Source organism: Burkholderia sp. LA-2-3-30-S1-D2, assembly GCF_001523915.2.
GTDB lineage: Bacteria > Pseudomonadota > Gammaproteobacteria > Burkholderiales > Burkholderiaceae > Burkholderia > Burkholderia diffusa.
In genome coordinates, this window is sequence record NZ_CP013384.1 from 83,122 (window position 1) to 108,032 (window position 24,911).

The following is a 24,911-nucleotide window of genomic DNA, read 5'->3' on the forward strand; positions in this document are numbered from 1 at the left end:
GAGCGACGACACGCACGGCGATTGCACCGCAAGTCGTGCATTGCTCGCGGCCTTCTCGTTGCGCGACGACATGACGCGCGGCGTAACGTGCCCGCGTTCGCGCAGGCACGCGTCGTGCAATCGAGCGACCTTCGATGATGCGCGCGTCAAAAAAAACGCGTCGAAATTCGCGCTCAGCCGCGTGTCATATGGCGGCCAGCCCTATAAGTGCAAATCCCGATGATTGCACTGCACCAACGGGGCGACAATGTTGCGCAGTGTGCATACGCGTCGGCGCGGGAGACCACCCTCGAGGCGTAATTCGGCGCCCGGGGGGCAGCCCGCTGATCCGCGGACCTGTTCGCGGACGCTTCTCGCGAATCTTCCCGGTGCTTCGCCTGACTTCGTACGGAAGGGAACATGATTCTCGGCGACACGATTCTCGAAACACGCGGACTGACGAAGGAATTCAGGGGCTTCACCGCCGTGAACGGTGTCAACCTGCGTGTGCGGCGTGGTGCGATCCATGCGTTGATCGGACCGAACGGCGCGGGCAAGACCACCTGCTTCAACCTGCTCACCAAGTTCCTGACACCGACGGCCGGCCAGATCGTCTTCAACGGCATCGACATCACCGACGAGCGGCCCGCGCAGGTTGCACGGCGCGGCGTCATCCGCTCGTTCCAGATCTCGGCCGTGTTCCCGCACCTGACCGCGCTGCAGAACGTGCGTATCGGCCTGCAGCGCGCGCTCGGCACCGAATTCCATTTCTGGCGCAGCGAACGCACGCTGAAGCGGCTCGACGACCGCGCGATGGACCTCCTCACGCAGGTCGGCCTCACCGATTTCGCGCAGGTGCCGACCGTCGAGCTCGCATACGGCCGCAAGCGCGCGCTCGAGATCGCGACCACGCTCGCGATGGAACCCGAACTGATGCTGCTCGACGAGCCCACGCAGGGGATGGGCCACGAGGACGTCGATCGCGTGACCGCGCTGATCAAGAAGGTCGCGAGCGGCCGCACGATCCTGATGGTCGAGCACAACATGAACGTGATCGCGGGCATCTCCGACACGATCACCGTCCTGCAACGCGGCGAGGTGCTGGCCGAAGGCTCGTATGCGGAAGTGTCGAAGAATCCGCTCGTGATCGAAGCCTACATGGGCAGCGCCGATGCGGCGCTCGCGGGGGCGCACGCATGAAGCACAGCGAACGGGAGGAACGCGAATTGAGCGGCGTCGAGAGCGGTACGCCCGCGCTGGAGATCACGGGCCTGGAGGCCTGGTACGGGGAATCCCACATATTGCACGGCGTCGACCTGACGGTGCATCGCGGCGAAGTCGTCACGCTGCTCGGCCGCAACGGCGCGGGCCGCACGACGACGCTGCGCGCGATCATGGGCCTCACGGGCCGCCGCAGCGGGTCGATCAAGGTCGCGGGCAACGAGACGATCGGCCTCGCGACGCACCGCATCGCGCATTTCGGCATCGGCTACTGCCCGGAGGAGCGCGGGATCTTCTCGAGCCTGTCGTGCGAGGAGAACCTGATGCTGCCGCCGCCGATCGGGCCGCGCGACCACGCGATGTCGATCGACGAGATCTACGCGATGTTCCCGAACCTCGCGTCGCGCCGGCAGAGCCAGGGCACACGGCTGTCCGGCGGCGAGCAGCAGATGCTCGCGGTTGCGCGGATCCTGCGCACCGGCGCGAACCTGCTGCTGCTCGACGAGATTTCCGAAGGCCTCGCGCCGGTGATCGTGCAGGCGCTGGCGCGGATGATCGTCGCGCTGAAGGCGCGCGGCTACACGATCGTGATGGTCGAACAGAATTTCCGCTTCGCGGCACCGCTTGCCGACCGGTTCTACGTGATGGAGCACGGCAGCATCGTCGAGCATTTCCGCGCGGCCGAACTGGAAAGCAAGATGCCCACCCTGCACGACCTGCTCGGGGTGTGACGCCGCCCCGTCTCTCTCGCCGCTAGCCGTGGCGGGTTCGAACAACCACAACGCATCAGAACAACAGGAGACGTCAATGAAAGTGAAGACCCTCGCACACGCCTGTCTCGCACTCGCGACTGCCGCGTTCACCACCGGCGCCGCGCAGGCCGCGGATACCGTGAAGATCGGCTTCATCACCGACATGTCGGGGCTTTACGCCGATATCGACGGGCAGGGCGGCCTCGAGGCGATCCGCATGGCGGTTGCCGACTTCGGCGGCAAGGTGCTCGGCAAGCCGATCGAGGTCGTCTATGCCGATCACCAGAACAAGGCCGACATCGCCGCGTCGAAGGCGCGCGAATGGATGGACCGCGGCGGGCTCGACCTGCTGGTCGGCGGCACGAACTCCGCCACCGCGCTCGCGATGAACCAGGTCGCGGCCGAGAAGAAGAAGGTCTACATCAACATCGGCGCGGGCGCCGACACGCTGACCAACGAGCAGTGCACGCCGTACACGGTCCACTACGCGTACGACACGATGGCGCTCGCGAAGGGCACCGGCTCGGCGGTGGTGAAGCAGGGCGGCAAGAGCTGGTTCTTCCTGACCGCCGACTACGCGTTCGGCAAGGCGCTCGAGAAGAACACGTCGGATGTCGTGAAGGCGAATGGCGGCCATGTGCTCGGCACGGTGCGCCACCCGCTGTCGGCGTCGGACTTCTCGTCGTTCCTGCTGCAGGCGCAGTCGTCGAAGGCGCAGATCCTCGGCCTCGCGAACGCGGGCGGCGACACGATCAACTCGATCAAGGCCGCGAAGGAATTCGGCATCACGAAGACGATGAAGATCGCCGCGCTGCTGATGTTCATCAACGACGTGCACAGCCTCGGCCTGGAGACGACGCAGGGCCTCGTGCTGACCGACAGCTGGTACTGGAACCGCGACGCGGCATCGCGCCAGTGGGCGCAGCGCTACTTCGGCAAGATGAAGAAGATGCCGTCGAGCCTGCAGGCGGCCGACTATTCGTCGGTGACGACGTACCTGAAGGCCGTGCAGGCTGCCGGCACGACCGACTCCGACAAGGTGATGGCCGAGCTGAAGAAGATGAAGATCAACGACTTCTACGCGAAGGGCTTCATTCGCCAGGACGGCAGCATGATTCACGACATGTATCTGATGGAAGTGAAGAAGCCGTCGGAATCGAAGGAGCCGTGGGACTACTACAAGGTGCTCGCCACGATTCCGGGCGACCAGGCATTCGGCACCAAGCAGGAATCGCGCTGCGCGATGTGGAAGTAAGCGCGACATAGCGGCGCGTGGTGGCGGCCGCAGCGATGTGCCCGCTGCGCCGCCCGTGCGCGCGACGGCTTGAACGTTGCGCGCGCAACGAAACTCATTCTGACGGCTAAGTCGATGGAAATCTTTGGCATTCCGTTGCCGGCGATGCTGAGCCAGTTGCTGCTCGGGCTCGTCAACGGCTCGTTCTACGCGATCCTGAGCCTCGGGCTCGCGGTGATCTTCGGGCTGCTCAACGTGATCAACTTCGCGCACGGCGCGCTGTTCATGCTGGGCGCGATGCTCGCGTGGATGGGGCTGTCGTACTTCGCGTTGCCGTACTGGGCGATGCTCGTGCTCGCGCCGCTGATCGTCGGTGCGTTCGGGATCCTGATCGAGCGTTCGATGCTGCGCTGGCTGTACAAGCTCGATCACCTGTACGGGCTGCTGCTCACGTTCGGGCTCACGCTGGTCGTCGAAGGCGTGTTCCGGTCGATCTACGGATCGTCCGGCCAGCCGTACGACGTGCCGTCGCAGCTGTCCGGCGCGACCAATCTCGGCTTCATGTTCCTGCCGAACTACCGCGCGTGGGTGGTCGTCGCGTCGCTCGCGGTGTGTCTCGCGACCTGGTTCGTGATCGAGAAGACGCGCCTGGGCGCCTATCTGCGCGCCGGCACCGAGAACCCGAAACTCGTCGAGGCGTTCGGCGTGAACGTGCCGATGATGATCACGCTCACCTATGGCTTCGGCGTCGCGCTCGCGGCGTTCGCGGGCGTGCTCGCGGCGCCGGTGATCCAGGTGTCGCCGCTGATGGGCCAGCCGATGATCATCACCGTGTTCGCGGTGGTCGTGATCGGCGGGATGGGCTCGATCCTCGGCTCGATCATCACCGGCCTGCTGCTCGGCGTGATCGAGGGCTTCACGCGCGTGTTCTATCCGGAAGCATCGGCCACGGTCGTGTTCGTGATCATGGCGATCGTGCTGCTGTTCCGCCCGGCGGGCCTGTTCGGCAAGGAAAAATGATGCAGAGAAAAGTGCTCTACGGCGTGCTGCTCGCGGCACTGCTCGCCGCGCCGTTCATCGGCGCGTATCCGGTGTTCGTGATGAAGGTGCTCACGTTCGCGCTGTTCGCGGCCGCGTTCAACCTGCTGATCGGCTATACGGGGCTGCTGTCGTTCGGTCATGCGATGTTCCTCGCGACCGCCGGCTATGTGACCGGCTATGCGATCCAGACGCTCGGCTTCACGCCGGAGCTCGGCGTGCTGGTCGGTACCGTTGCCGCGACGCTGCTCGGGCTCGTCGTTGGCCTGTTCGCGATCCGCCGGCAGGGCATCTACTTCGCGATGATCACGCTCGCGTTCGCGCAGATGGTCTACTTCATCTACCTGCAGGCGCCGTTCACGCACGGCGAGGACGGCCTGCAGGGCGTGCCGCGCGGGCACCTGTTCGGGGTCGTCGACCTGTCGAACGACGTCGCGCTCTACTACGTCGTACTCGCGGTGATCGTCGTGGCGTGCGCATTCATCGTGCGGATCGTGCACTCGCCGTTCGGCCAGGTGCTCGTCGCGATCAAGGAGAACGAGGCGCGCGCGATCTCGCTCGGCTACGACACCGATCGCTTCAAGCTGCTCGCGTTCATCCTGTCGGCCGGGCTCGCGGGGCTGGCCGGTTCGCTGAAGGTGCTGGTGCTCGGTTTCGAGACGCTGTCCGACGCGTACTGGACGATGTCGGGCCTCGTCGTGCTGATGACGCTCGTCGGCGGGATGGGCACGCTGTTCGGCCCGTTGCTCGGCGCGGCGCTGATCGTCGCGCTGGAGGACCGGCTCGGCGACATCGGCGAATGGCTCGCGTCGGCGACCGGCATCGGCTGGTTCCACTCGCTCGGCGAATCGGCGACGATCGTCACGGGGCTGATCTTCATCGCATGCGTGCTTGCGTTCCGGCGCGGGATCGTCGGCGAGATGGTCGCGCGGGTGAAGACGCTCAGGCCGTCCTGATTGCATCGCAGCGGCCGTTGCGGCGCGTTGATGCGAAGCACCATCCGGCGCAGCCGGGAAGGGCGTTTCGGCGGCGTCGCGCCGGTGCCGCGCGGCAAGGCTGGTGCCCCATTTTCGTGCGGCGATGCACCATAGGGGTAAATGCTAAGTTGTCGCTGGGTGAAAGGTCCTTTAATCTTCGTTTCAGTTCTGATGCACCGCGAAACGAATTTGCAGGTGGAGAACGAGGAGACAATCGAGGCACAAAGTGCCCGGACCCCAAAGCGCTGTTGGACGGAATCCAACAGCGCTTTTTCATTTGGTGCGCGAATTTCCGTTGCTGGTGCAAAGGCGTGCCGCCACATTCTGGCCGACCGCGCTCGCGCCTCGTCCCGTTTTCCCCCGTTTTCGTCCTTCCTTGCTGCCGGTCGATCGCCGCTGGCGCGCAGCCGCGTGCATTGCCGTCCGGGCTTACCCGGTTGGCGTGCGCACAAAGCGTCCGTTACACTCAGCTTTCGCCGACCGTGCGGTCGGGAAAACGGTCGGCAGTTCTCCTACAAGCAAAATGCAGAAGAGGGAGTGCGGTTGGATGAGAAGCGCGGGACGATGGATCGGGGTGCAAGGGGCGGCTGGCGCCGCTCGTTCGGGGTCGGCGGTGCACGGCTATGCCCCGGCGTTCACGAGCCGTCCTGCGGCCGGTATGCGCGTTCCGGTGCGATTTGCCGGCACGACGGTCTCCGCGGTCGTTGCGTTCGCATCCGATGTGTCGTTCGCGTTCGCATGAACGGCCGATTTTTCGATCCTGCATCGCCCGCTTGTGGAGCCGAACCCGGCCCGGCCGGCCGACCTTCCGATGATCGTTGCGTCCGCATCGATCGTGTCTCGCGCAACGCCGCATTTCTCCGGTTGGTTCATCCAGACGACATTACTGCCGCGCATCGTGGCGGTCGCACGACCGTTTCGGAACGCGCCGCGGCGCGTGCGCGCGCGGTATCACCGGGGCTTGATGGCGGTGCAGGCGTTTCACGGGAAAACGAGTGTAGGCGCGGTACGGCGAGATAGTTAAATTATTAACTTGTTTGAGGACCGGGAGCCGCCCGAGCGACCCGCGGATTTTTCGAGCAGCGTTTGGAGACAACGTAAATGAAGATGAATCGATGGATGGAGGTTCTGCTTGCCGCGGGCCTCGTGTGCGCGGCGGCCACGGCGTCGGCGCAGGTGAAGATCGGTGTAACGCTGTCGGCCACCGGGCCGGCCGCGTCGCTCGGGATTCCGGAAAAGAACACGATCGCGCTGCTGCCGAAGGAAATCGCGGGCAAGAGCGTCCAGTACATCGTGCTCGACGATGCGTCCGACACGAGCCGCGCGGTGCAGAACGTGCGCAAGCTGATCGACGAGGATCATGTCGACGCGATCATCGGTTCGTCCGTCACGCCGAATTCGCTCGCGATGCTCGATCCGATATCGCAGGGCAAGACGCCGACGATCTCGCTCGCGGCGAGCGCGCAGATCATCTCGCCGATGGACGCGAAGCGCGCATGGATGTTCAAGGTGCCGCAGAACGACCAGCTGATGGCGGATGCGATCGCGGGCTACATGGCGAAGCACGGCGTGAAGACGGTCGGCTTCATCGGCTTCGCCGATGCGTACGGCGACAGCTGGTACAACACGTTCAATGCGGCTGCCGCGAAGAACGGGCTGAAGGTCGTGTCGAACGAGCGTTACAACCGCACCGACGCGTCGGTGATGGGGCAGGTGCTGAAGCTGATGGGCTCGAATCCCGATGCGGTGCTGATCGCCGGGTCCGGCACGCCGGCCGCGCTGCCCGCCAAGACGCTGAAGGAGCGTGGCTACAAGGGCAAGGTGTATCAGACGCACGGCGTCGCGAACAACGACTTCCTGCGCGTGTGCGGCAAGGATTGCGAGGGCGAGATCCTCCCGGCCGGCCCGGTGCTCGTGACCGACCAGCTGCCCGATTCGAACCCGGTGAAGAAGCCGGCGCTCGGCTACAAGGCCGCGTACGAGAAGGCGTACGGCGCGGGGTCGCTGTCGACATTCGGCGGCCACGCATGGGATGCGGGGCTGTTGCTGCAGCGTGTGATCCCGGAAGCGCTGAAGAAGGGCCAGCCGGGCACCGAGGCGTTCCGCGAGGCGCTGCGCGCATCGCTCGAGAGCGTGAAGGACCTGCCCGTGTCGCACGGCGTGATCAACACGACGCCGACCGATCACAACGGCTTCGACACGCGTGCGCGCGTGATGGTGCAGATCGTCGACGGCAAGTGGAAGCTGCAGGCCGAGTAAGCACCACGTGAAACCGGCGGGCGCGGCGCGAACGGCGCCGTGCGCGCCGTCGGCAGCGGAGCGGGCCTGACTGGCCGCTCCCGTGCCGCATGGAATCACCGGGACCCGCCGCGTGGCGCCCGACGCGCCGATTTTGCCGTTCGTGCGCCGCGGCCATTCCCGTCTTTCGTTTCTCCGCAGCATTTTCGATACCCGAAACGTATGGATCTCTCGATTGCGGCGATCCTCGCGCAAGACGGCATCACGACCGGCGCCATTTATGCATTGCTGTCATTGGCGCTCGTGCTGGTGTTTTCCGTCACGCGGGTGATCTTCATTCCCCAGGGCGAATTCGTCGCCTACGGTGCGCTCACGCTTGCAGCGCTGCAGGCGCAGAAATTTCCCGCCACCTGCTGGCTGCTGTTCGTGATGGGCATCGCGTGCTTCCTGCTGGAAGTCGGCGGCCTGATCCGCCATCGCGAACGCCGTCATCAGCTCGGCCGCACGCTCGCGACGCTCGGCAGCCGCTACGTGCTGCTGCCGCTCGCGGTGTTCGCGATTACGCGCGGCTTTGCCGCGCAGCCGATGCCGATGCTTGCACAAATCGCGCTGACGCTCGCGATCGTCGTGCCGATGGGGCCGTTCGTCTACCGGCTCGTCTATCAGCCGATCGCCGAAGGCACGACACTGCTGTTGCTGATCGTGTCCGTCGCCGTCCATTTCGCGATGGTCGGCCTCGGGCTTGTGATGTTCGGGGCGGAAGGCTCGCGCACCAATGGCTTCGCGGATGCGTCGCTGTCGGTCGGCAGCATGACGGTGTCGGTACAGAGCATCCTCGTGGTCGCGACCGCGCTGGTGCTGATCGGCGCGCTCTACGTGTACTTCGGCCGCACGATCGCCGGCAAGGCGCTGCGTGCGACGTCCGTGAACCGGCTCGGCGCGCGGCTCGTCGGCATCGGCACGACCGAAGCAGGGCGGCTCGCGTTCACGCTGGCGGCCGGGCTCGGTGTGCTGTCCGGCATCCTCGTCGGTCCGCTGACGACGATCTATTACGACTCCGGCTTCCTGATCGGCCTGAAGGGTTTCGTCGGCGCGATCATCGGCGGGCTGGTCAGCTATCCGCTCGCGGCCGCCGGCTCGCTGCTGGTCGGCGTGCTCGAATCGTATTCGTCGTTCTGGGCGAGCGCGTACAAGGAAGTGATCGTGTTCACGCTGATCATCCCGGTGCTGCTGTGGCGCAGTTTCTCGACGCCGCACACGGAAGAGGAAGAGGAGTGACGCGATGAAGACGATGGTACGCAACAAGACTTTCTGGGTGTTTCTCGTGGTGCTGTTCGCGCTGCCGGTGCTGCCCGGCGCGCTGCAGGTGCCCGAATACTGGATCACGCTGCTGAACTACATCGGCCTCTACGCGATCGTCGCGATCGGCCTCGTGCTGCTGACGGGCGTTGGCGGCATGACGAGCTTCGGTCAGGCCGCATTCGTCGGCATCGGCGCGTATGCGACCGCATTCCTGACGACGCGCTACGGCGTGTCGCCGTGGCTCGCGCTGATCGTCGGCGTCGTGCTGACGGCGCTCGTCGCGCTCGTGCTCGGTGCGGTCACGATGCGCCTGTCCGGGCACTTCCTGCCGCTCGGCACGATCGCGTGGGGTCTCGCGCTGTTCTATCTTTTCGGAAACCTCGAACTGCTCGGCAAGTACGACGGGATCAACGGGATTCCGGCACTGAACCTGTTCGGCATCGAGCTCGGAAGCGGCCGAAGCCTGTACTTCCTGATCTGGGCCGTCGTGCTGGCCGCGATCGTGTCGGTGCAGAACCTGCTCAACAGCCGGCCAGGCCGTGCGATCCGCGCATTGCGTGGCGGCGGCGTGATGGCAGAGGCGATGGGCGTGAACACCGCGTGGATGCGCGTCGTGATCTTCATCTACGCGGCCGTGCTCGCTGCGGTTTCGGGCTTCCTGTACGCGCACTTGCAGCGCGCGGTGAACCCGACCCCGTTCGGCCTGAACCACGGGATCGAATTCCTGTTCATGGCCGTGGTCGGCGGCGTGTCGCACGTGTGGGGCGCGGTGCTCGGTGCCGCGATCCTCACCGTGCTTCAGGACTACCTGCAGACGCTGTTGCCGAAGCTGCTCGGCTCGGAGGGCAACTTCGAGATCATCGTGTTCGGCGTGCTGATGGTGCTGCTGCTGCAGTACGCACGCCAAGGCGTGTGGCCGTTCGTCGCGAAGCTGTTTCCGCGCGGGCCGCGCGCGCACGTGCCCGACCATGCCGATCCGCTGCCGCAGCGCGCGAAGCCGGTGGCGGGCGAGCCGCTGCTCGTCGTCGACAACGCGCGCAAGCAGTTCGGTGGCCTGGTGGCCGTCAACGACGTCAGCTTCGAGGTGAAGGCGGGACAGATCATCGGCCTGATCGGCCCGAACGGCGCCGGCAAGTCGACCACGTTCAACCTCGTAACCGGCGTGCTGCAGCCGACCGGCGGCACGATCACGTTCCGCGGCGAGCGGATCGACGGGCTCACGTCGCGCCAGATTGTCCGGCGGGGGATCGGTCGTACGTTCCAGCACGTGAAGCTGCTGCCGACGATGACGGTGCTCGAGAATGTCGCGATCGGCGCGCACCTGCGCGGCCATACGGGCGTGTGGCGCAGCATCGCGCGGTTCAATGCGCACGAGGAAGCGCAGCTACTGGCCGAGGCGGCACGACAGATCCGCCGCGTTGGGCTGGAGAGGCACATGTACGACGAAGCCGGCAGCCTCGCGCTCGGCCAGCAGCGGATTCTCGAAATCGCGCGCGCGCTTTGTTGCGATCCGACGCTGCTGCTGCTCGACGAGCCGGCCGCCGGGCTGCGCTACCAGGAGAAGCAGCAACTCGCCCACCTGCTGCGGCGCCTGAAGGCGGAAGGAATGAGCGTGTTGCTCGTGGAACATGACATGGATTTCGTGATGAACCTCACCGACCGGCTGGTGGTGATGGAATTCGGCACGCGGATCGCGGAAGGACTGCCGCAGGACGTGCAGCAGGATCCGGCGGTGCTCGAAGCGTATCTGGGCGGGGTGGAATGATGGCGGAGACGACGATGCCGATTCTCGACGTGCGCGGCCTGGCGGTGCGATACGGGAAGGTAGAGGCGTTACACGGAGCGGCGATCAAGGTCGGCGCAGGACAGATCGTCAGCGTGATCGGCCCGAACGGGGCAGGCAAGTCGACGCTGCTGAACGCAATCATGGGCGCGTTGCCGGTGACCGGACATGCGACAGGGGCAGTTGTGTACCGTGGCAAGGACGTGGGCGCGCTGCCGGTCGAACAGCGTGTCGCGCGGGGAATGTGCCTTGTGCCGGAAAAGCGCGAGCTGTTCAGCACGATGACGGTCGAGGATAACCTCGTGCTGGGCGCGTATCGCCGCAAGCTCGCAGGCGAGTCGAACTTCCTCGACCAGCTCGATCATGTGTTTGCGCTGTTTCCGCGGCTCAAGGAGCGGCGCAAGCAGGCAGCCGGCACGCTATCGGGTGGTGAGCGACAGATGCTCGCGGTGGGCCGTGCGCTGATGGGCAAGCCCGATCTGCTGATGCTCGACGAGCCGAGCCTCGGGCTGGCGCCGCTGATCGTGAAGGAGATTTTTCATATCATCAGCGCGTTACGCGGCACAGGCGTCGCGACGCTTCTGATCGAGCAGAACGCTCGGGCTGCGCTGCAGATTTCTGACTACGGCTATGTACTGGAGACTGGGGAGTTTGCGCTGGAAGGGCCGGCGGCGGAGTTGGCGCAGAATCCGCGCGTGATCGAAACATACCTGGGGCTGGTGAAAAAAACGGCTTGATGGGTGGGGCGGTCGGCGGGAAACGCGCGGCGTGTTTCACGTGAAACACGCCGCTTTTGTTTTCTGGGAGTGGGGAGATGCGTCGGCGAATCGGGCGTGGGGATAAGTGCCGGAGCAACAAGCAGAAACCCTGTGACGAGAGCGGGGGGCCTCATCGCGCCGGGTTGCACAGGGCAGTGAGCGCTGCACGCGTGACAGCGTTCCATCGACATGAGCCAAGCGGCACAGGGGATAAGCTCGGGCAGGTCGATCCGAAATGCTGTGATGGCACAGCGATGGCGGAGGTCGCAAACCACTGCCGGGTGCGCGATTTTGCACAGTATGACGATGTGCGCTGAGGCTGCAGCAGCGCCGCCGAAGCAGGCCGCACGGCACAGCTCAGCCGATCGGGCAAAAAAAGTGGGCAAATGAACCGGCCCTACCATTCGGACGGTCTTCGGGTGAAAAGCGAACCCGCTATAATTCGGCCCATACATTTCTCAGATAGGTTCGTGCGCAGTTCTGCGCCCGGAATCCACCATGCTTTTTCCCACAGAATTTGACGTCATCGTCGTCGGTGGCGGGCACGCCGGCACGGAAGCCGCATTGGCATCGGCCCGTATGGGTGCGAAAACACTGCTGCTGACCCATAACATCGAAACGCTTGGCCAGATGAGCTGCAATCCGTCGATCGGCGGCATTGGCAAGGGCCATCTGGTCAAGGAAGTCGATGCGCTCGGCGGCGCGATGGCCGCCGCGACGGACGAGAGCGGTATTCAGTTCCGGATCCTCAATTCGTCGAAGGGCCCGGCCGTGCGCGCGACGCGTGCGCAGGCCGACCGCATCCTGTACAAGGCAGCGATCCGCCATCGGCTCGAGAACCAGCCGAACCTGTGGCTGTTCCAGCAGGCTGTCGACGACCTGATGGTCGAAGGCGATCACGTGGTCGGCGCCGTCACGCAGATCGGCATCCGCTTCCGCGCACGTGCGGTCGTGCTGACGGCTGGTACGTTCCTCGACGGCAAGATTCACGTCGGCCTGAACAACTACACGGGCGGTCGCGCGGGCGATCCGGCGGCCGTGTCGCTGTCGGCGCGCCTGAAGGAGTTGAAGCTGCCGCAGGGACGCCTCAAGACCGGTACACCGCCGCGTATCGATGGCCGCTCGATCGACTTTTCGAAGCTGGACGAGCAGCCGGGCGACCTCGATCCGATCCCCGTATTCTCGTTCCTGGGCCGTGCGGAGCAGCATCCGCAGCAGCTGCCTTGCTGGGTTACGCACACGAACGAGCGTACGCACGACATCATTCGCGGCGGCCTCGACCGTTCGCCTATGTATACAGGCGTGATCGAAGGTGTCGGCCCGCGTTACTGCCCGTCAATCGAGGACAAGATCCACCGATTCGCATCGAAGGAATCGCACCAGATCTTCCTCGAGCCGGAAGGGCTGACGACCAACGAGTTCTATCCGAACGGGATTTCGACGAGCCTGCCGTTCGACGTGCAGCTCGAGCTCGTGCACTCGATGCGCGGCCTCGAGAACGCGCACATCCTGCGCCCCGGCTACGCGATCGAATACGACTACTTCGACCCGCGCGCGCTGAAGGCATCGCTCGAGACGAAGGCGATCAACGGGCTGTTCTTTGCGGGCCAGATCAACGGCACGACCGGCTACGAAGAAGCGGCCGCACAAGGGTTGCTGGCCGGTCTGAATGCGGGCCGCTACGTGCAAGAAAAGGACGCTTGGTGCCCGCGTCGCGACCAGGCCTATCTTGGCGTGCTGGTCGACGACCTCGTCACACGTGGCGTGGCCGAGCCGTACCGGATGTTTACGAGCCGTGCCGAGTACCGTCTGAGCCTGCGTGAAGACAATGCGGACATGCGCCTGACCGAGATCGGCCGCGAATTGGGCCTCGTCGACGACGTGCGCTGGGACGCATTCAGCCGGAAGCGCGACGCTGTTTCACGTGAAACCGAACGACTGAAATCGACGTGGGTCACGCCGAAGACGCTGCCGCCAGAAGAGGCGACCGCGTTGCTCGGCAAGGCGATCGATCACGAGTACAGCCTCGCCGAACTGCTGCGCCGCCCCGGTATCAGCTACGACGGTGTGTGCGGCCTGAAGGGCGGTGAATGTGCGCCTGCAGAGCCGCTGGCCGACGATCCGGTGCTGCTTGAGCAGATCAAGGAACAGGTCGAGATCGGCATCAAATATCAGGGCTATATCGAGCGGCAGGCCAGTGAGATCGAGCGCAACGATGCGAACGAGAACACACGCCTGCCGGACGGTATCGACTACCGCGAGGTGCGCGGCCTGTCGTTCGAGGTGAGCCAGAAGCTGAACGAGTTCCGCCCGGAAACGATCGGCCAGGCATCGAGAATCTCGGGCGTCACGCCGGCAGCGATCTCGCTGCTGATGGTGCACCTGAAACGCCGAGGCCTTGGCCGTCGTAACGGCACCGCCGCAGAGGTGACGGAACAGGGGGGCGGCACCGTCCCGACGCAACAATGACGGCGCGTCGCGCGCCGGCGGTTAATCGGGACGTACTTGAACAGATGCTCGTCGACGGCACGGCCGAGCTCGGCATCGCATTGACGGATGCACAACGGAACCAGCTGCTCGACTATGTCGCGCTGCTCGGCAAGTGGAACGCGGTCTACAACCTGACCGCGATTCGCGACCCGAAGCAGATGCTGATCCAGCACATTCTCGATTCGCTTTCCATCGTTCCGCATCTGCGCGACCATGCATCGGCGCGCGTGCTCGACGTGGGTTCGGGCGGCGGGTTGCCCGGTATCGTGCTGGCGATCGTCCAGCCGGACTGGCAGGTCACGCTGAACGATATCGTGCAGAAGAAGTCTGCATTCCAGACGCAGATGCGCGCCGAGCTGAAGCTCGCGAACCTGTCTGTCGTCACCGGGCGTGTCGAATCGCTGCAGCCGGGTATCGAAGTGCCGGAAAAATTCGACATGATCGTATCCCGCGCTTTCGCGGATCTATCCGACTTCGTTAAACTTGCTCGACATCTCGTCGCGCCCGGTGGATCGATCTGGGCAATGAAGGGTGTCCATCCGGACGACGAAATTGCACGGTTGCCGGAGGGCAGTCATGTAAAGCAGACGATGCGGCTGGCGGTACCGATGCTCGATGCCGAACGGCATCTGATCGAGGTCACCGTCGACGAGGCGAATTGAAGGCGCGCGGTAGCGCGCCGTTTGTTTGAAGGTAAAGGGAACACACCAACGATGGCAAAGATCTTCTGCGTTGCGAACCAGAAGGGGGGCGTCGGCAAGACGACGACATCGGTCAATCTCGCCGCAAGCCTTGCAGCGCAGGAGCAACGAGTCCTGCTGATCGATCTCGACCCGCAGGGCAACGCGACGATGGGTAGTGGGATCGACAAGGCCGCCTGCGAGTCGACCGTGTACGAAGTGCTGGTCGACGGCGTATCGGTGACGGAAGCGCGCGTGCGTCCGGAAGGCGTCACGTACGACGTGCTGCCGGCCAACCGTGAACTGTCCGGTGCCGAGATCGAGCTGATCAGCATCGATAACCGCGAGCGACGGTTGAAGGGCGCGCTCGAACGCGTGGCCGACGACTACGACTTCGTGTTGATCGATTGCCCGCCGACGCTGTCGCTGCTGACGCTGAACGGGCTGTGCGCGGCGCATGGCGTCGTGATCCCGATGCAGTGCGAATACTTCGCGCTGGAGGGGCTGTCGGATCTCGTCAATACGATCAAGCAGGTTCACGCGAACATGAACCGCGACCTGAAGATCATCGGCTTGCTGCGCGTGATGTTCGATCCGCGCATCACGCTGCAGCAGCAAGTCTCCGATCAATTGAAAGCGCACTTCGGCGACAAGGTGTTCGACGCGGTGATTCCGCGCAACGTGCGCTTGGCGGAAGCGCCAAGTTACGGGTTGCCGGGCGTCGTATTCGACCGCAACTCGCGCGGTGCGCAGGCGTATATCCAGTTTGGTGCCGAGATGATCGATCGCGTGCGCGCGTTCGAGGTGTCGTGATCCGGACATGAGCGAAGCGAGGAAGAAAGACATGAACGCGGTACCAAAGAAGAAGGGCTTGGGACGTGGCCTCGAAGCGCTGCTCGGCGGCAGTGCGGACATCACCGAAGCGGTGAAGATCGAAGGGGCGCCGAACACGCTCGCGCTCGGCAAGCTGCAGGCGGGCAAGTACCAACCGCGGACGCGGATGGACGAAGGCAGCTTGCAGGAGCTGGCGGCCAGCATTCGCGCGCAAGGCGTGATGCAGCCGATCCTGGTACGACCTATTTCATCTGACAAATACGAAATCATCGCGGGCGAGCGGCGTTTCCGCGCGGCACGCCTGGCCGGCCTCGACGAAGTACCGGTGCTCGTGAAGGACGTGTCCGATCAGGCCGCCGCCGCGATGGCGCTGATCGAGAACATCCAGCGCGAGGATCTGAATCCGCTGGAAGAGGCGCACGGTATCCAGCGCTTGCTCGACGAGTTCGGTTTCACGCACGAACAGGCGGCCGAATCGGTCGGCCGCTCGCGCAGCGCGGTATCGAACCTGCTGCGTCTGCTGAACCTCGCAGCGCCGGTGCAGACGATGCTGCTGGCCGGCGACCTCGACATGGGCCACGCGCGTGCGCTGCTTGCGGTCGATGCCGCGACGCAGATCACACTCGCGCACCAGGTCGTCAACAAGCGCATGTCGGTGCGCGAGACCGAGAAGCTGGTCGCGCATACGACGAAGGAAGCGCCGGCGGTGAAGGCGCGCGCGAAGGATGACGGCGGCCGCGACACGCGTCGTCTCGAGGATGAGTTGTCCGATCTGCTTGCGTCGACGGTGAAGATCAAGCTCGGCCGCCGCGGGCGAGGGCAGGTGATGATCGATTTCGGCAACCTCGACGCGCTCGAGGGCATTCTTGCGCGCCTGCGCGGCAACGTCGCGGCCGAAGAATAACGAGGCACGATCGATGGAAAACACGGGCGCACCGGCGCCGTGCCGGTGGCTTGGCTGGCTTTTGCAGGAACCCGTACTAACGGTGCTGGCGCTTGCGCTGGTTGTTTTGCAATGGTTGCGTCCGCAACCAATTGCCGCGCTGGTCGGTCTCGTCGACTGGCAGACCGTCGCGACGCTCGCGGGTCTGCTGATGCTGACCAAGGCGCTCGAGCTGTCCGGGTGCCTGATGTGGCTCGCGCATCGCATCGTGCATCACGTGCATTCCGAGCGCGGGCTTGCGATGCTGCTCGTCGTGTTCGCGGCGGCGCTCGCGATGTGGCTCACCAACGATGTCGCGCTGTTCGTCGTCGTGCCGCTGATGGTATCGCTGCGCACGTTGACGCCGCTGCCGTTCCGGCGGCTCGTGATCGTCGTCGCGCTGGCCGTCAACGCGGGGTCCGTCGCGACCCCGCTCGGCAATCCCCAGAACCTTTTCCTGTGGCAATTGAGCGGCGTGTCGTTTGGCCGCTTCGTCGTCACGCTCGGGCCGCTCGCACTGGCGTTGATGGCGCTGCTGCTCGTGCTGACGGCGTGCGCGTTTCGCGCGAAGCCGCTCGATCTGTCGGGAGACGTCCAGGCCGTTCCAGTGCAGCGCATGCATGCGTTGCTCGCGGCGGTGCTGTTCGGTGCGTTCGTGCTGCTCGCCGATGCGCACAATCCCGTGCCGGGTCTGATCGCCGTCGTGATCGCACTGCTGGTGGCGAGACGTGACGCGGTCCTGAAGATCGACTGGCTGCTGCTGCTGATCTTCGTACTGATGTTCGTCGTGCTGCGCAGCGCGGCTGCGCTGCCGGTCGTCCACGATGCGATCGCGCGAACCCATCTCGATTCGCCGCTGCGTGTGTTCGCAGCGGGCGCGGTGGTGTCACAGGGAATCAGCAACGTGCCGGCGGCGATCCTGCTGTCGGAATTCACGCGCGACTGGCGGGCGCTCGCGTTCGGCGTATCGGTCGGCGGCTTCGGTTTCGCGATCGGTTCGCTCGCGAACCTGATCGCGGTGCGTCTTGCGAAGGAGCCTCGTATGTGGCTGCCGTTTCACCTCGTGTCGATTCCGTTCGCGATCCTGAGCGCGGCGCTGGGTGCGTGGTTGCTCGTTCACGGCTGAGCGCTGCGGATCAGTGCGGCTTATGCATGCCGCAAGCGTGGCGGGGAGGGCGCACAGCGTTCCCGGTCGTTGCGAAGGCGGTCCTGTTGATAAGTGTTGTGCCGCCACAGTCGAACGACTGTGGCGGCACAACAACTGATTGCAGGCATAGGCGTGTTCACGTTCAAGCGCATTTCGCGCATCGCGCTCGACGTGGCGGTCACAGTGTTTCCTCTGTTACCCGTCGCCGCGTCGGGTCATTTCCCGTGATCGCGTCACAGCAGGATTTCTGCTGCGATCACGTCGCGCCGGTGTCGCCCCCACCAGACTTCGTTGTCACCTCATTTCATCGCGACCGCGCTTTTTCGGGCAAGAAATGCCGGCGCAAAAAGCCGACCTTACAACTGTCATCGTACGTCATCGACGCGCACGCTTTTTCACATCATGAGGCGTCGTTTTACGCAGGTTTTTGTCGCGTCTAAAGCCTTGAATCACCTGCAACTATCGCTTACAATCGCCCGGATTTGTTAGCTAGGCACCCCTGAAAGCTTTCAGAAAGCTTGGGGCCGGGTTCAAGGATTTTGCGGAAGATTGCGATGGCGGGTCAGGCGCCGAACGACAGGCACGATGATCACCGAGCGCAACGCACCGCTTCAGCGGCCGGCGAGCGGCGCGAGCCCGATGGCGACGACTGGGATGCCGAGCTGCAAGATAACAACATCGTTCCGCTCACGCGGACGGAAGCCGAGAGGCTGTTCGGTCCGAACGTGAGCAAGCCGCCGCGCGTAACCCCCTACAAGGTGGTGATCGCGCAGGTGGTCTTGTCCCTGGTTGCAACGCTGGCGTGGTGGCTGTTTTCGAAGTCGCCGGGCGCCGCTGCGCAATCCGCGTTTCTGGGCGGGGCGATCGGCTGGGTGCCAAGCGCGTTGTTCGTGGCACGACTGAAGGCAGGTGGTTCGGCCACCGTGATGAGCTGGGTGATGGGCGAAGCCCTGAAGCTCGGCGTGACGATCGGGATGTTTGCCGCAGTGGCGTACGGCTATGCCGGCGTGCATTGGCCGGCGCTCCTCGTCACCTACCTCGTCGTGCTGAAGACGTACTGGATCGCGCTGGCCTGGCGGTAAGCAACAAGCAGCGTGCGGTTTCGACAATGAACCGCACCGGCCCGTTCCCGCAATAGCGTATTGCGGAACGGGGCAAAACGATTTTCGACAATTTGGGTGGCATTAACGATATGGCAGCTAGCGAAGGCACGCGCGGTCCGGATCCGTCCGAGTACATTGCGCACCACTTGCAGAATTTCTCCACCTCGCATCAGACGTCGATTTTCGACATCCACGTCTGGAACCTCGACACGCTGTTCTGGTCGATCGTGTGCGGTATCGTGACGATCGTCCTGCTGCGTCTGGCCGCCCGCAAGGCGACCTCGGGCGTGCCGGGCCGTTTCCAGTGTGCGATCGAGATGCTCGTCGAAATGGTCGAGGATCAATCGAAGGCCATCGTCCACGGCAACCGCACCTTCATCGCTCCGCTCGCCCTCACGGTGTTCGTGTGGGTCGCGCTGATGAACTCCCTCGACTTCCTCCCCGTCGACCTGCCGGGCCGCGTCATCGGCCTGCTCGGTCTGTCGGACGTGATTTCTCACCATCGCATCGTCCCGACGGCCGACCTGAACGGCACGCTCGGCATCGCGCTCGGCGTGTTCGTCCTGATGATCTACTACAGCATCAAGATCAAGGGCGTGGGCGGCTTTGTGCATGAGTTGCTGTCGGCCCCGTTCGGCGCGCACCCGCTGCTGTGGATCCCGAACCTCGCGTTGAACATCGTCGAATATCTCGCAAAGACCGTTTCCCTCGGCATGCGGCTGTTCGGCAACATGTACGCGGGTGAGCTGTTGTTCCTGTTGATCGCCCTGCTCGGCAGCATGTGGAGCTTCGGTGGCGACGCAACGTTCCTCGGCTTCGTCGGTCACGTGATCGCGGGTAGCGTCTGGGCAATCTTCCACATCCTGATTGTTCTGTTGCAGGCATTCATTTTCATGATGCTGACGCTGGTGTATCTCGGCCAGGCGCACGACAAGCACTAAGCGCGGCGTGCAAAAAAGAGTTTCCGTTTTAGTTTTTTAAATCTCAGTTCCAAGTCTTTTCACAAAGGAGTGATCATGCAAGCTTACATCGCCAACATCCAGGGTCTGACCGCCATCGGTATCGGCATCATCATCGGCCTGGGTGCAATCGGCGCCTGTATCGGTATCGCGCTGATGGGTGGCAAGTACATCGAAGCCTGCGCACGTCAGCCGGAACTCATCAACCCGCTGCAAACGAAGATGTTCCTGCTGGCCGGCCTGATCGACGCTGCATTCCTGATCGGCGTTGGTGTCGCAATGCTGTTCGCGTTCGCGAACCCGCTCCTGTCGAAGCTCGCAGGCTAAGGTTCCTCGGAAATATGCGCCCGGCGTGAGCCGGCGCAGGGCGGAACGGAGACTTGGGGCGCTGATCGAATGCAACTCGATGAGCGCCTTACCGTTTCATTTTTCCGGAATAGCAGATAAGGAAACACCGTGAATCTCAACGCAACTCTGTTTGCGCAAATGGTCGTGTTCCTGGTCCTCGCGTGGTTCACGATGAAATTCGTGTGGCCGCCGTTGATCAACGCCCTCGACGAACGTTCGAAGAAGATCGCCGACGGCCTCGCCGCCGCGGAGAAGGGCAAGGCGGAACTCGACGCAGCGCACAAGCGCGTGGACCAGGAACTCGCGCAGGCCCGCAACGACGGCCAGCAGCGCATCGCCGACGCTGAAAAGCGTGCACAGGCGGTCGCCGAGGAAATCAAGGCCAACGCCCAGGCTGAGGCCGCCCGCATCGTCGCCCAGGCGAAAGCGGAAGCAGAACAGCAAATCGTGAAGGCGCGCGAAGCGCTGCGTGGCGAAGTCGCCGCGCTGGCCGTGAAGGGCGCCGAGCAGATCCTGAAGCGCGAAGTCGATCAAACGGCCCACGCCCAACTGCTGAATCAACTGAAAGCCGAGCTCTGATCATGGCCGAACTTGCAACCATCGCCCGCCCTTACGCAGAAGCGCTGTTCCGCGTGGCCGAGGGAGGTGACATCGCCGCCTGGTCCACGCTCGTGCAAGAGCTGGCCCAGGTTGCGCGTCTGCCGGAAGTGCTGTCGGTCGCGTCGAGCCCGAAGGTGACGCGCACGCAAGTGGCCGAGCTGCTGCTTGCTGCGGTGAAGTCGCCGGTCGCGGCTGGCGCCGAAGCGAAGAACTTCGTGCAGATGCTGGTCGACAATCATCGCATCGCGCTGCTGCCGGAAATCGCCGAGCAGTTCGAGGCGCTCAAGAACGAACGCGAAGGTGCAGCCGACGCCGAGATCGTGAGCGCGTTCCCGCTGAACGGCGCGGATCTCGAAAGCCTCGTCTCTGGCCTCGAACGCAAGTTCAAGCGCAAGCTGAAGCCGACGGTCGAAGTCGATTCGTCGCTGATCGGCGGCGTGCGCGTGACGGTCGGCGACGAAGTGCTCGACACCTCGGTTCGCGCGCGCCTCGCATCGATGCAGGCTGCCTTGACCGCCTGAGCGCCACGCCGGCACGCAACAGAATTGACTATCAGGAGCGAATAATGCAACTCAATCCCTCTGAGATCAGCGAGCTGATCAAGAGCCGGATCCAGGGCCTTGAAGCGAGCGCAGACGTTCGCAACCAGGGCACCGTGATCTCCGTGACCGACGGTATCGTGCGCATCCACGGCCTGTCGGACGTGATGCAGGGCGAAATGCTCGAGTTTCCGGGCAACACGTTCGGCCTCGCGCTGAACCTCGAGCGCGACTCGGTCGGCGCGGTGATTCTCGGCGAATACGAACACATCTCGGAAGGCGACGTCGTCAAGACGACGGGCCGCATTCTGGAAGTCCCGGTTGGTCCGGAACTCGTCGGCCGCGTGGTCGACGCGCTCGGCAACCCGATCGATGGCAAGGGCCCGGTCAACGCGAAGCTGACCGACGCGATCGAAAAGATCGCCCCGGGCGTGATCTGGCGTAAGTCGGTGTCGCAGCCGGTGCAGACGGGCATCAAGTCGATCGACGCGATGGTGCCGATCGGCCGTGGCCAGCGTGAGCTGATCATCGGCGACCGTCAGTGCGGCAAGACCGCGGTGGCGCTCGACGCGATCATCAACCAGAAGGGCAAGGACCTGATCTGTATCTACGTCGCGATCGGCCAGAAGGCTTCGTCGATCATGAACGTGGTTCGCAAGCTCGAAGAAACGGGCGCGATGGAATACACGATCGTCGTCGCCGCTACGGCGTCGGATTCGGCAGCGATGCAGTACCTCGCACCGTACGCCGGCTGCACGATGGGCGAATACTTCCGCGACCGCGGCCAGGACGCGCTGATCATTTACGACGACTTGACCAAGCAAGCTTGGGCATACCGTCAGATCTCGCTGCTGCTGCGCCGCCCGCCGGGCCGTGAAGCATATCCGGGTGACGTGTTCTATCTGCACTCGCGTCTGCTCGAGCGTGCTGCTCGCGTGTCGGAAGAGTACGTCGAGAAGTTCACGAACGGCGAAGTGAAGGGCAAGAGCGGCTCGCTGACGGCACTGCCGGTCATCGAAACGCAGGCTGGCGACGTGACCGCGTTCGTTCCGACGAACGTGATCTCGATTACCGACGGCCAGATCTTCCTGGAAACCGACCTGTTCAACGCAGGCATCCGCCCGGCAATCAACGCCGGCGTGTCGGTGTCGCGCGTCGGTGGCGCCGCTCAGACGAAGGTCGTGAAGAAGCTGTCGGGCGGTATCCGTACCGACCTCGCGCAGTACCGTGAACTGGCCGCATTCGCGCAGTTCGCATCGGACCTCGACGAAGCGACCCGCAAGCAGCTCGAGCGCGGCCGCCGCGTGACGGAACTGCTGAAGCAGCCGCAGTACCAGCCGCTGCAGGTTTGGGAACTGGCCGTGTCGCTGTACGCCGCGAACAACGGCTACCTCGACGACCTCGACGTGAAGCAAGTGCTGCCGTTCGAGAAGGGCCTGCGCGACAACCTGAAGACCAGCCACGCTGACCTCATCAAGCGCATCGAAGACACCAAGGATCTCTCGAAGGACGACGAAGGCGCGCTGCGCGCGGCGATCGAATCCTTCAAGAAGTCGGGTGCCTATTGATCCGCGAGTGACACACTGAGGCCGCGCGGGTGCTGATGCGCCCGCGCAGCTTCGGTCAAGGAGCAAGCTATGGCTGGAATGAAGGAAATTCGCGGCAAGATCAAGAGCGTGCAGAACACGCGCAAGATCACGAAGGCGATGGAGATGGTGGCCGCATCGAAGATGCGCCGCGCGCAGGAACGCATGCGCGCCGCTCGTCCTTACGCGGACAAGGTCCGTGCCATCGCCGCGCACATGAGCCGCGCGAACCCGGAGTACCGCCACCCGTTCATGGTGGCAAACGACGGCGCGAACACGGCCGGCATCATCCTCGTCACGACGGACAAGGGTCTGTGCGGCGGGCTGAACACCAACGTGCTGCGTGCGACGGTGCAGAAGTTCAAGGAGCTGGAAGAGAAGGGCCAGAAGGTCGAAGCCACGGCGATCGGCAGCAAGGGCCTCGGTTTCCTGAACCGCTTCGGCGCGAAGGTGATGTCGCAGGTCGTGCACCTCGGCGACACCCCGCATCTGGACAAGCTGATCGGCGCAGTGAAGACGCAGCTCGACCTGTATTCGGAAGGCAAGCTGTCGGCGGTTTATATCGCTTACACGCGCTTCGTCAACACGATGAAGCAGGAAGCCGTGATCGAGCAGCTGCTGCCGCTGTCGTCGGAACACTTCGAAGCCGATGACGGTACGCCGGCTACGTCGTGGGACTACATCTACGAGCCGGACGCGCAGGCAGTCGTCGACGAACTGCTCGTGCGTTACGTCGAGGCGCTGGTGTACCAGGCCGTCGCTGAAAACATGGCGTCCGAGCAGTCGGCGCGGATGGTCGCGATGAAGGCCGCGTCCGACAACGCGAAGACGGTGATCAGCGAACTGCAGCTCGTATACAACAAGAGCCGCCAGGCCGCGATTACGAAAGAACTGTCGGAGATCGTCGGCGGCGCAGCTGCTGTTTAAGCGCGCGCCACGGACGACAACTGCGCCTTTGCGCGAGTAAAGAATCAGGTATTTAAAGGAAAAGCGATGAGTACTGCTGCTTTGGTAGAAGGCAAGATCGTACAGTGCATCGGCGCCGTTATCGACGTGGAATTCCCGCGCGACAGCATGCCGAAGATCTACGACGCGCTCATTCTCGATGGCTCGGAACTGACGCTCGAAGTCCAGCAGCAGCTGGGCGACGGCGTTGTCCGTACCATCTGTCTGGGTGCATCCGACGGCCTGCGCCGCGGTCTGACCGTGAAGAACACGGCAAATCCGATCTCGGTGCCGGTCGGCAAGCCGACCCTCGGTCGTATCATGGACGTGCTCGGCCGTCCGATCGACGAAGCCGGCCCGATCGTGAGCGAACACACGCGTTCGATCCACCAGAAGGCTCCGGCGTTCGACGAACTGTCGCCGTCGACCGAACTGCTCGAAACGGGTATCAAGGTTATCGACCTGATCTGCCCGTTCGCAAAGGGCGGCAAGGTTGGCCTGTTCGGCGGTGCTGGCGTGGGCAAGACCGTCAACATGATGGAGCTCATCAACAACATCGCGAAGGAACACGGCGGTTACTCCGTGTTCGCGGGCGTGGGCGAGCGTACCCGTGAAGGGAACGACTTCTACCACGAAATGAAGGACTCGAACGTTCTCGACAAGGTCGCGCTGGTGTACGGCCAGATGAACGAGCCGCCGGGCAACCGTCTGCGCGTTGCGCTGACCGGCCTGACGATGGCCGAGCACTTCCGTGACGAAGGCCTCGACGTGCTGTTCTTCGTCGACAACATCTACCGTTTCACGCTGGCCGGTACCGAAGTGTCGGCACTGCTCGGCCGTATGCCGTCGGCAGTGGGCTATCAGCCGACGCTGGCTGAAGAAATGGGCAAGCTGCAGGAACGCATCACGTCGACCAAGAAGGGCTCGATTACGTCGGTTCAGGCCGTGTACGTCCCTGCGGACGACTTGACCGACCCGTCGCCGGCAACCACCTTCGGCCACCTGGACGCAACCGTCGTTCTGTCGCGTGACATCGCTTCGCTGGGTATCTACCCGGCGGTCGACCCGCTCGACTCGACGTCGCGCCAGATCGACCCGAACGTGATCGGTGAAGAGCACTACTCGATCACCCGTCGCGTTCAGCAGACGCTGCAGCGCTACAAGGAACTGCGCGACATCATCGCGATTCTGGGCATGGACGAACTGTCGCCGGAAGACAAGCTGTCGGTCGCGCGCGCTCGTAAGATCCAGCGTTTCCTGTCGCAGCCGTTCCACGTCGCTGAAGTGTTCACGGGCTCGCCGGGCAAGTACGTGCCGCTGAAGGAAACGATCCGTGGCTTCAAGATGATCGTCGACGGCGAGTGCGACCACCTGCCGGAACAGGCGTTCTACATGGTCGGCACGATCGACGAAGCCTTCGAAAAGGCCAAGAAGATCCAGTAAAGGTCGGGTGTAACGCAGCGGGCGCCCGTGCGT

At 63.9% G+C, this 24,911-nt stretch carries 22 protein-coding genes; all 22 read left to right on the plus strand.

The window, feature by feature from the left end; all coding sequences use genetic code 11:
• Nucleotides 1–399 precede the first annotated feature (399 nt).
• The 22 genes from WS66_RS12980 (at nucleotide 400) to atpD (ending at nucleotide 24,878) form a co-directional block, all read left to right on the plus strand.
• On the plus strand, nucleotides 400–1,179 hold the full coding sequence (locus WS66_RS12980; protein WP_059602111.1) for an ABC transporter ATP-binding protein: 780 nt from the start codon (nucleotides 400–402) through the stop codon (nucleotides 1,177–1,179).
• Entirely contained in the window at nucleotides 1,176–1,931 is a 756-nt protein-coding gene (locus WS66_RS12985; protein ID WP_059602109.1) for an ABC transporter ATP-binding protein, read from the plus strand. The genes WS66_RS12980 and WS66_RS12985 overlap by 4 nt, the downstream gene beginning before the upstream one ends.
• A gap of 76 nt (nucleotides 1,932–2,007) precedes the next feature.
• Nucleotides 2,008–3,207, plus strand: a complete 1,200-nt coding sequence (locus tag WS66_RS12990; protein ID WP_059602106.1) for an ABC transporter substrate-binding protein — start codon at nucleotides 2,008–2,010, stop codon at nucleotides 3,205–3,207.
• 114 nt (nucleotides 3,208–3,321) lie between these two features.
• Nucleotides 3,322–4,206, plus strand: a complete 885-nt coding sequence (locus tag WS66_RS12995; protein WP_059602103.1) for a branched-chain amino acid ABC transporter permease — start codon at nucleotides 3,322–3,324, stop codon at nucleotides 4,204–4,206.
• Nucleotides 4,206–5,180: a branched-chain amino acid ABC transporter permease gene (locus tag WS66_RS13000; RefSeq protein WP_059602256.1), complete on the plus strand. Its 975-nt coding sequence runs from the start codon at nucleotides 4,206–4,208 to the stop codon at nucleotides 5,178–5,180. The genes WS66_RS12995 and WS66_RS13000 overlap by 1 nt, the downstream gene beginning before the upstream one ends.
• A 1,122-nt stretch (nucleotides 5,181–6,302) precedes the next feature.
• Nucleotides 6,303–7,460: an ABC transporter substrate-binding protein gene (locus WS66_RS13005; protein WP_059602101.1), complete on the plus strand. Its 1,158-nt coding sequence runs from the start codon at nucleotides 6,303–6,305 to the stop codon at nucleotides 7,458–7,460.
• Nucleotides 7,461–7,661: 201 nt separating this feature from the next.
• Nucleotides 7,662–8,717, plus strand: coding sequence for a branched-chain amino acid ABC transporter permease (locus WS66_RS13010; RefSeq protein WP_059602097.1), 1,056 nt, complete (start codon nucleotides 7,662–7,664; stop codon nucleotides 8,715–8,717).
• Nucleotides 8,718–8,721: 4 nt separating this feature from the next.
• A complete protein-coding gene (locus WS66_RS13015; RefSeq protein WP_059602095.1) occupies nucleotides 8,722–10,506 on the plus strand; it encodes a branched-chain amino acid ABC transporter ATP-binding protein/permease in 1,785 nt (594 codons plus the stop codon).
• Nucleotides 10,506–11,261, plus strand: a complete 756-nt coding sequence (locus WS66_RS13020) for an ABC transporter ATP-binding protein (RefSeq protein ID WP_059602253.1) — start codon at nucleotides 10,506–10,508, stop codon at nucleotides 11,259–11,261. The genes WS66_RS13015 and WS66_RS13020 overlap by 1 nt, the downstream gene beginning before the upstream one ends.
• A gap of 519 nt (nucleotides 11,262–11,780) precedes the next feature.
• Nucleotides 11,781–13,751, plus strand: coding sequence for a tRNA uridine-5-carboxymethylaminomethyl(34) synthesis enzyme MnmG (gene mnmG / locus WS66_RS13025; RefSeq protein ID WP_059602092.1), 1,971 nt, complete (start codon nucleotides 11,781–11,783; stop codon nucleotides 13,749–13,751).
• Nucleotides 13,748–14,434, plus strand: coding sequence for a 16S rRNA (guanine(527)-N(7))-methyltransferase RsmG (gene rsmG, locus WS66_RS13030; RefSeq protein WP_059602089.1), 687 nt, complete (start codon nucleotides 13,748–13,750; stop codon nucleotides 14,432–14,434). The genes mnmG and rsmG overlap by 4 nt, the downstream gene beginning before the upstream one ends.
• A 51-nt stretch (nucleotides 14,435–14,485) precedes the next feature.
• A complete protein-coding gene (locus WS66_RS13035) occupies nucleotides 14,486–15,265 on the plus strand; it encodes a ParA family protein (RefSeq protein ID WP_059602087.1) in 780 nt (259 codons plus the stop codon).
• Between the two features lie 31 nt (nucleotides 15,266–15,296).
• Nucleotides 15,297–16,190 (plus strand): ParB/RepB/Spo0J family partition protein, encoded by an 894-nt coding sequence (locus WS66_RS13040; RefSeq protein WP_059602251.1) that lies wholly within the window; start codon nucleotides 15,297–15,299, stop codon nucleotides 16,188–16,190.
• A 13-nt stretch (nucleotides 16,191–16,203) separates the two neighbouring features.
• Nucleotides 16,204–17,334, plus strand: coding sequence for an SLC13 family permease (locus WS66_RS13045; protein WP_059602248.1), 1,131 nt, complete (start codon nucleotides 16,204–16,206; stop codon nucleotides 17,332–17,334).
• 575 nt (nucleotides 17,335–17,909) lie between these two features.
• Nucleotides 17,910–18,437 carry an ATP synthase subunit I gene (locus WS66_RS13055; protein WP_059602081.1) on the plus strand — a complete coding sequence of 176 codons (528 nt, stop codon included), beginning with the start codon at nucleotides 17,910–17,912 and terminating at the stop codon, nucleotides 18,435–18,437.
• A 110-nt stretch (nucleotides 18,438–18,547) separates the two neighbouring features.
• Entirely contained in the window at nucleotides 18,548–19,399 is an 852-nt protein-coding gene (gene atpB, locus WS66_RS13060) for a F0F1 ATP synthase subunit A (protein WP_059602078.1), read from the plus strand.
• A 75-nt stretch (nucleotides 19,400–19,474) separates the two neighbouring features.
• A complete protein-coding gene (atpE, locus tag WS66_RS13065) occupies nucleotides 19,475–19,744 on the plus strand; it encodes a F0F1 ATP synthase subunit C (protein ID WP_006482730.1) in 270 nt (89 codons plus the stop codon).
• A gap of 129 nt (nucleotides 19,745–19,873) precedes the next feature.
• On the plus strand, nucleotides 19,874–20,344 hold the full coding sequence (locus WS66_RS13070) for a F0F1 ATP synthase subunit B (protein WP_006477283.1): 471 nt from the start codon (nucleotides 19,874–19,876) through the stop codon (nucleotides 20,342–20,344).
• A 2-nt stretch (nucleotides 20,345–20,346) separates the two neighbouring features.
• Nucleotides 20,347–20,886, plus strand: a complete 540-nt coding sequence (locus tag WS66_RS13075; protein ID WP_014895498.1) for a F0F1 ATP synthase subunit delta — start codon at nucleotides 20,347–20,349, stop codon at nucleotides 20,884–20,886.
• A 44-nt stretch (nucleotides 20,887–20,930) separates the two neighbouring features.
• Nucleotides 20,931–22,472, plus strand: coding sequence for a F0F1 ATP synthase subunit alpha (gene atpA / locus WS66_RS13080; protein WP_059602075.1), 1,542 nt, complete (start codon nucleotides 20,931–20,933; stop codon nucleotides 22,470–22,472).
• 69 nt (nucleotides 22,473–22,541) lie between these two features.
• The gene (gene atpG, locus WS66_RS13085) at nucleotides 22,542–23,417 is read left to right on the plus strand and encodes a F0F1 ATP synthase subunit gamma (RefSeq protein ID WP_059602072.1); all 876 of its coding nucleotides are present in this window, start codon (nucleotides 22,542–22,544) and stop codon (nucleotides 23,415–23,417) included.
• Nucleotides 23,418–23,483: 66 nt separating this feature from the next.
• Nucleotides 23,484–24,878, plus strand: coding sequence for a F0F1 ATP synthase subunit beta (gene atpD, locus WS66_RS13090; RefSeq protein WP_034183838.1), 1,395 nt, complete (start codon nucleotides 23,484–23,486; stop codon nucleotides 24,876–24,878).
• Nucleotides 24,879–24,911 lie beyond the last annotated feature (33 nt).

Excerpts from the sequence above, each read along its gene's own strand:
- WS66_RS12980 (WP_059602111.1), top strand. The coding sequence starts at position 400 with ATGATTCTCGGCGACACGATTCTCGAAACACGCGGACTGACGAAGGAA.
- WS66_RS12985 (WP_059602109.1), top strand. The coding sequence starts at position 1,176 with ATGAAGCACAGCGAACGGGAGGAACGCGAATTGAGCGGCGTCGAGAGC.
- WS66_RS12990 (WP_059602106.1), top strand. The coding sequence starts at position 2,008 with ATGAAAGTGAAGACCCTCGCACACGCCTGTCTCGCACTCGCGACTGCC.
- WS66_RS12995 (WP_059602103.1), top strand. The coding sequence starts at position 3,322 with ATGGAAATCTTTGGCATTCCGTTGCCGGCGATGCTGAGCCAGTTGCTG.
- WS66_RS13000 (WP_059602256.1), top strand. The coding sequence starts at position 4,206 with ATGCAGAGAAAAGTGCTCTACGGCGTGCTGCTCGCGGCACTGCTCGCC.
- WS66_RS13005 (WP_059602101.1), top strand. The coding sequence starts at position 6,303 with ATGAAGATGAATCGATGGATGGAGGTTCTGCTTGCCGCGGGCCTCGTG.
- WS66_RS13010 (WP_059602097.1), top strand. The coding sequence starts at position 7,662 with ATGGATCTCTCGATTGCGGCGATCCTCGCGCAAGACGGCATCACGACC.
- WS66_RS13015 (WP_059602095.1), top strand. The coding sequence starts at position 8,722 with ATGAAGACGATGGTACGCAACAAGACTTTCTGGGTGTTTCTCGTGGTG.
- WS66_RS13020 (WP_059602253.1), top strand. The coding sequence starts at position 10,506 with ATGGCGGAGACGACGATGCCGATTCTCGACGTGCGCGGCCTGGCGGTG.
- mnmG (WP_059602092.1), top strand. The coding sequence starts at position 11,781 with ATGCTTTTTCCCACAGAATTTGACGTCATCGTCGTCGGTGGCGGGCAC.
- rsmG (WP_059602089.1), top strand. The coding sequence starts at position 13,748 with ATGACGGCGCGTCGCGCGCCGGCGGTTAATCGGGACGTACTTGAACAG.
- WS66_RS13035 (WP_059602087.1), top strand. The coding sequence starts at position 14,486 with ATGGCAAAGATCTTCTGCGTTGCGAACCAGAAGGGGGGCGTCGGCAAG.
- WS66_RS13040 (WP_059602251.1), top strand. The coding sequence starts at position 15,297 with ATGAACGCGGTACCAAAGAAGAAGGGCTTGGGACGTGGCCTCGAAGCG.
- WS66_RS13045 (WP_059602248.1), top strand. The coding sequence starts at position 16,204 with ATGGAAAACACGGGCGCACCGGCGCCGTGCCGGTGGCTTGGCTGGCTT.
- WS66_RS13055 (WP_059602081.1), top strand. The coding sequence starts at position 17,910 with ATGGCGGGTCAGGCGCCGAACGACAGGCACGATGATCACCGAGCGCAA.
- atpB (WP_059602078.1), top strand. The coding sequence starts at position 18,548 with ATGGCAGCTAGCGAAGGCACGCGCGGTCCGGATCCGTCCGAGTACATT.
- atpE (WP_006482730.1), top strand. The coding sequence starts at position 19,475 with ATGCAAGCTTACATCGCCAACATCCAGGGTCTGACCGCCATCGGTATC.
- WS66_RS13075 (WP_014895498.1), top strand. The coding sequence starts at position 20,347 with ATGGCCGAACTTGCAACCATCGCCCGCCCTTACGCAGAAGCGCTGTTC.
- atpA (WP_059602075.1), top strand. The coding sequence starts at position 20,931 with ATGCAACTCAATCCCTCTGAGATCAGCGAGCTGATCAAGAGCCGGATC.
- atpG (WP_059602072.1), top strand. The coding sequence starts at position 22,542 with ATGGCTGGAATGAAGGAAATTCGCGGCAAGATCAAGAGCGTGCAGAAC.
- atpD (WP_034183838.1), top strand. The coding sequence starts at position 23,484 with ATGAGTACTGCTGCTTTGGTAGAAGGCAAGATCGTACAGTGCATCGGC.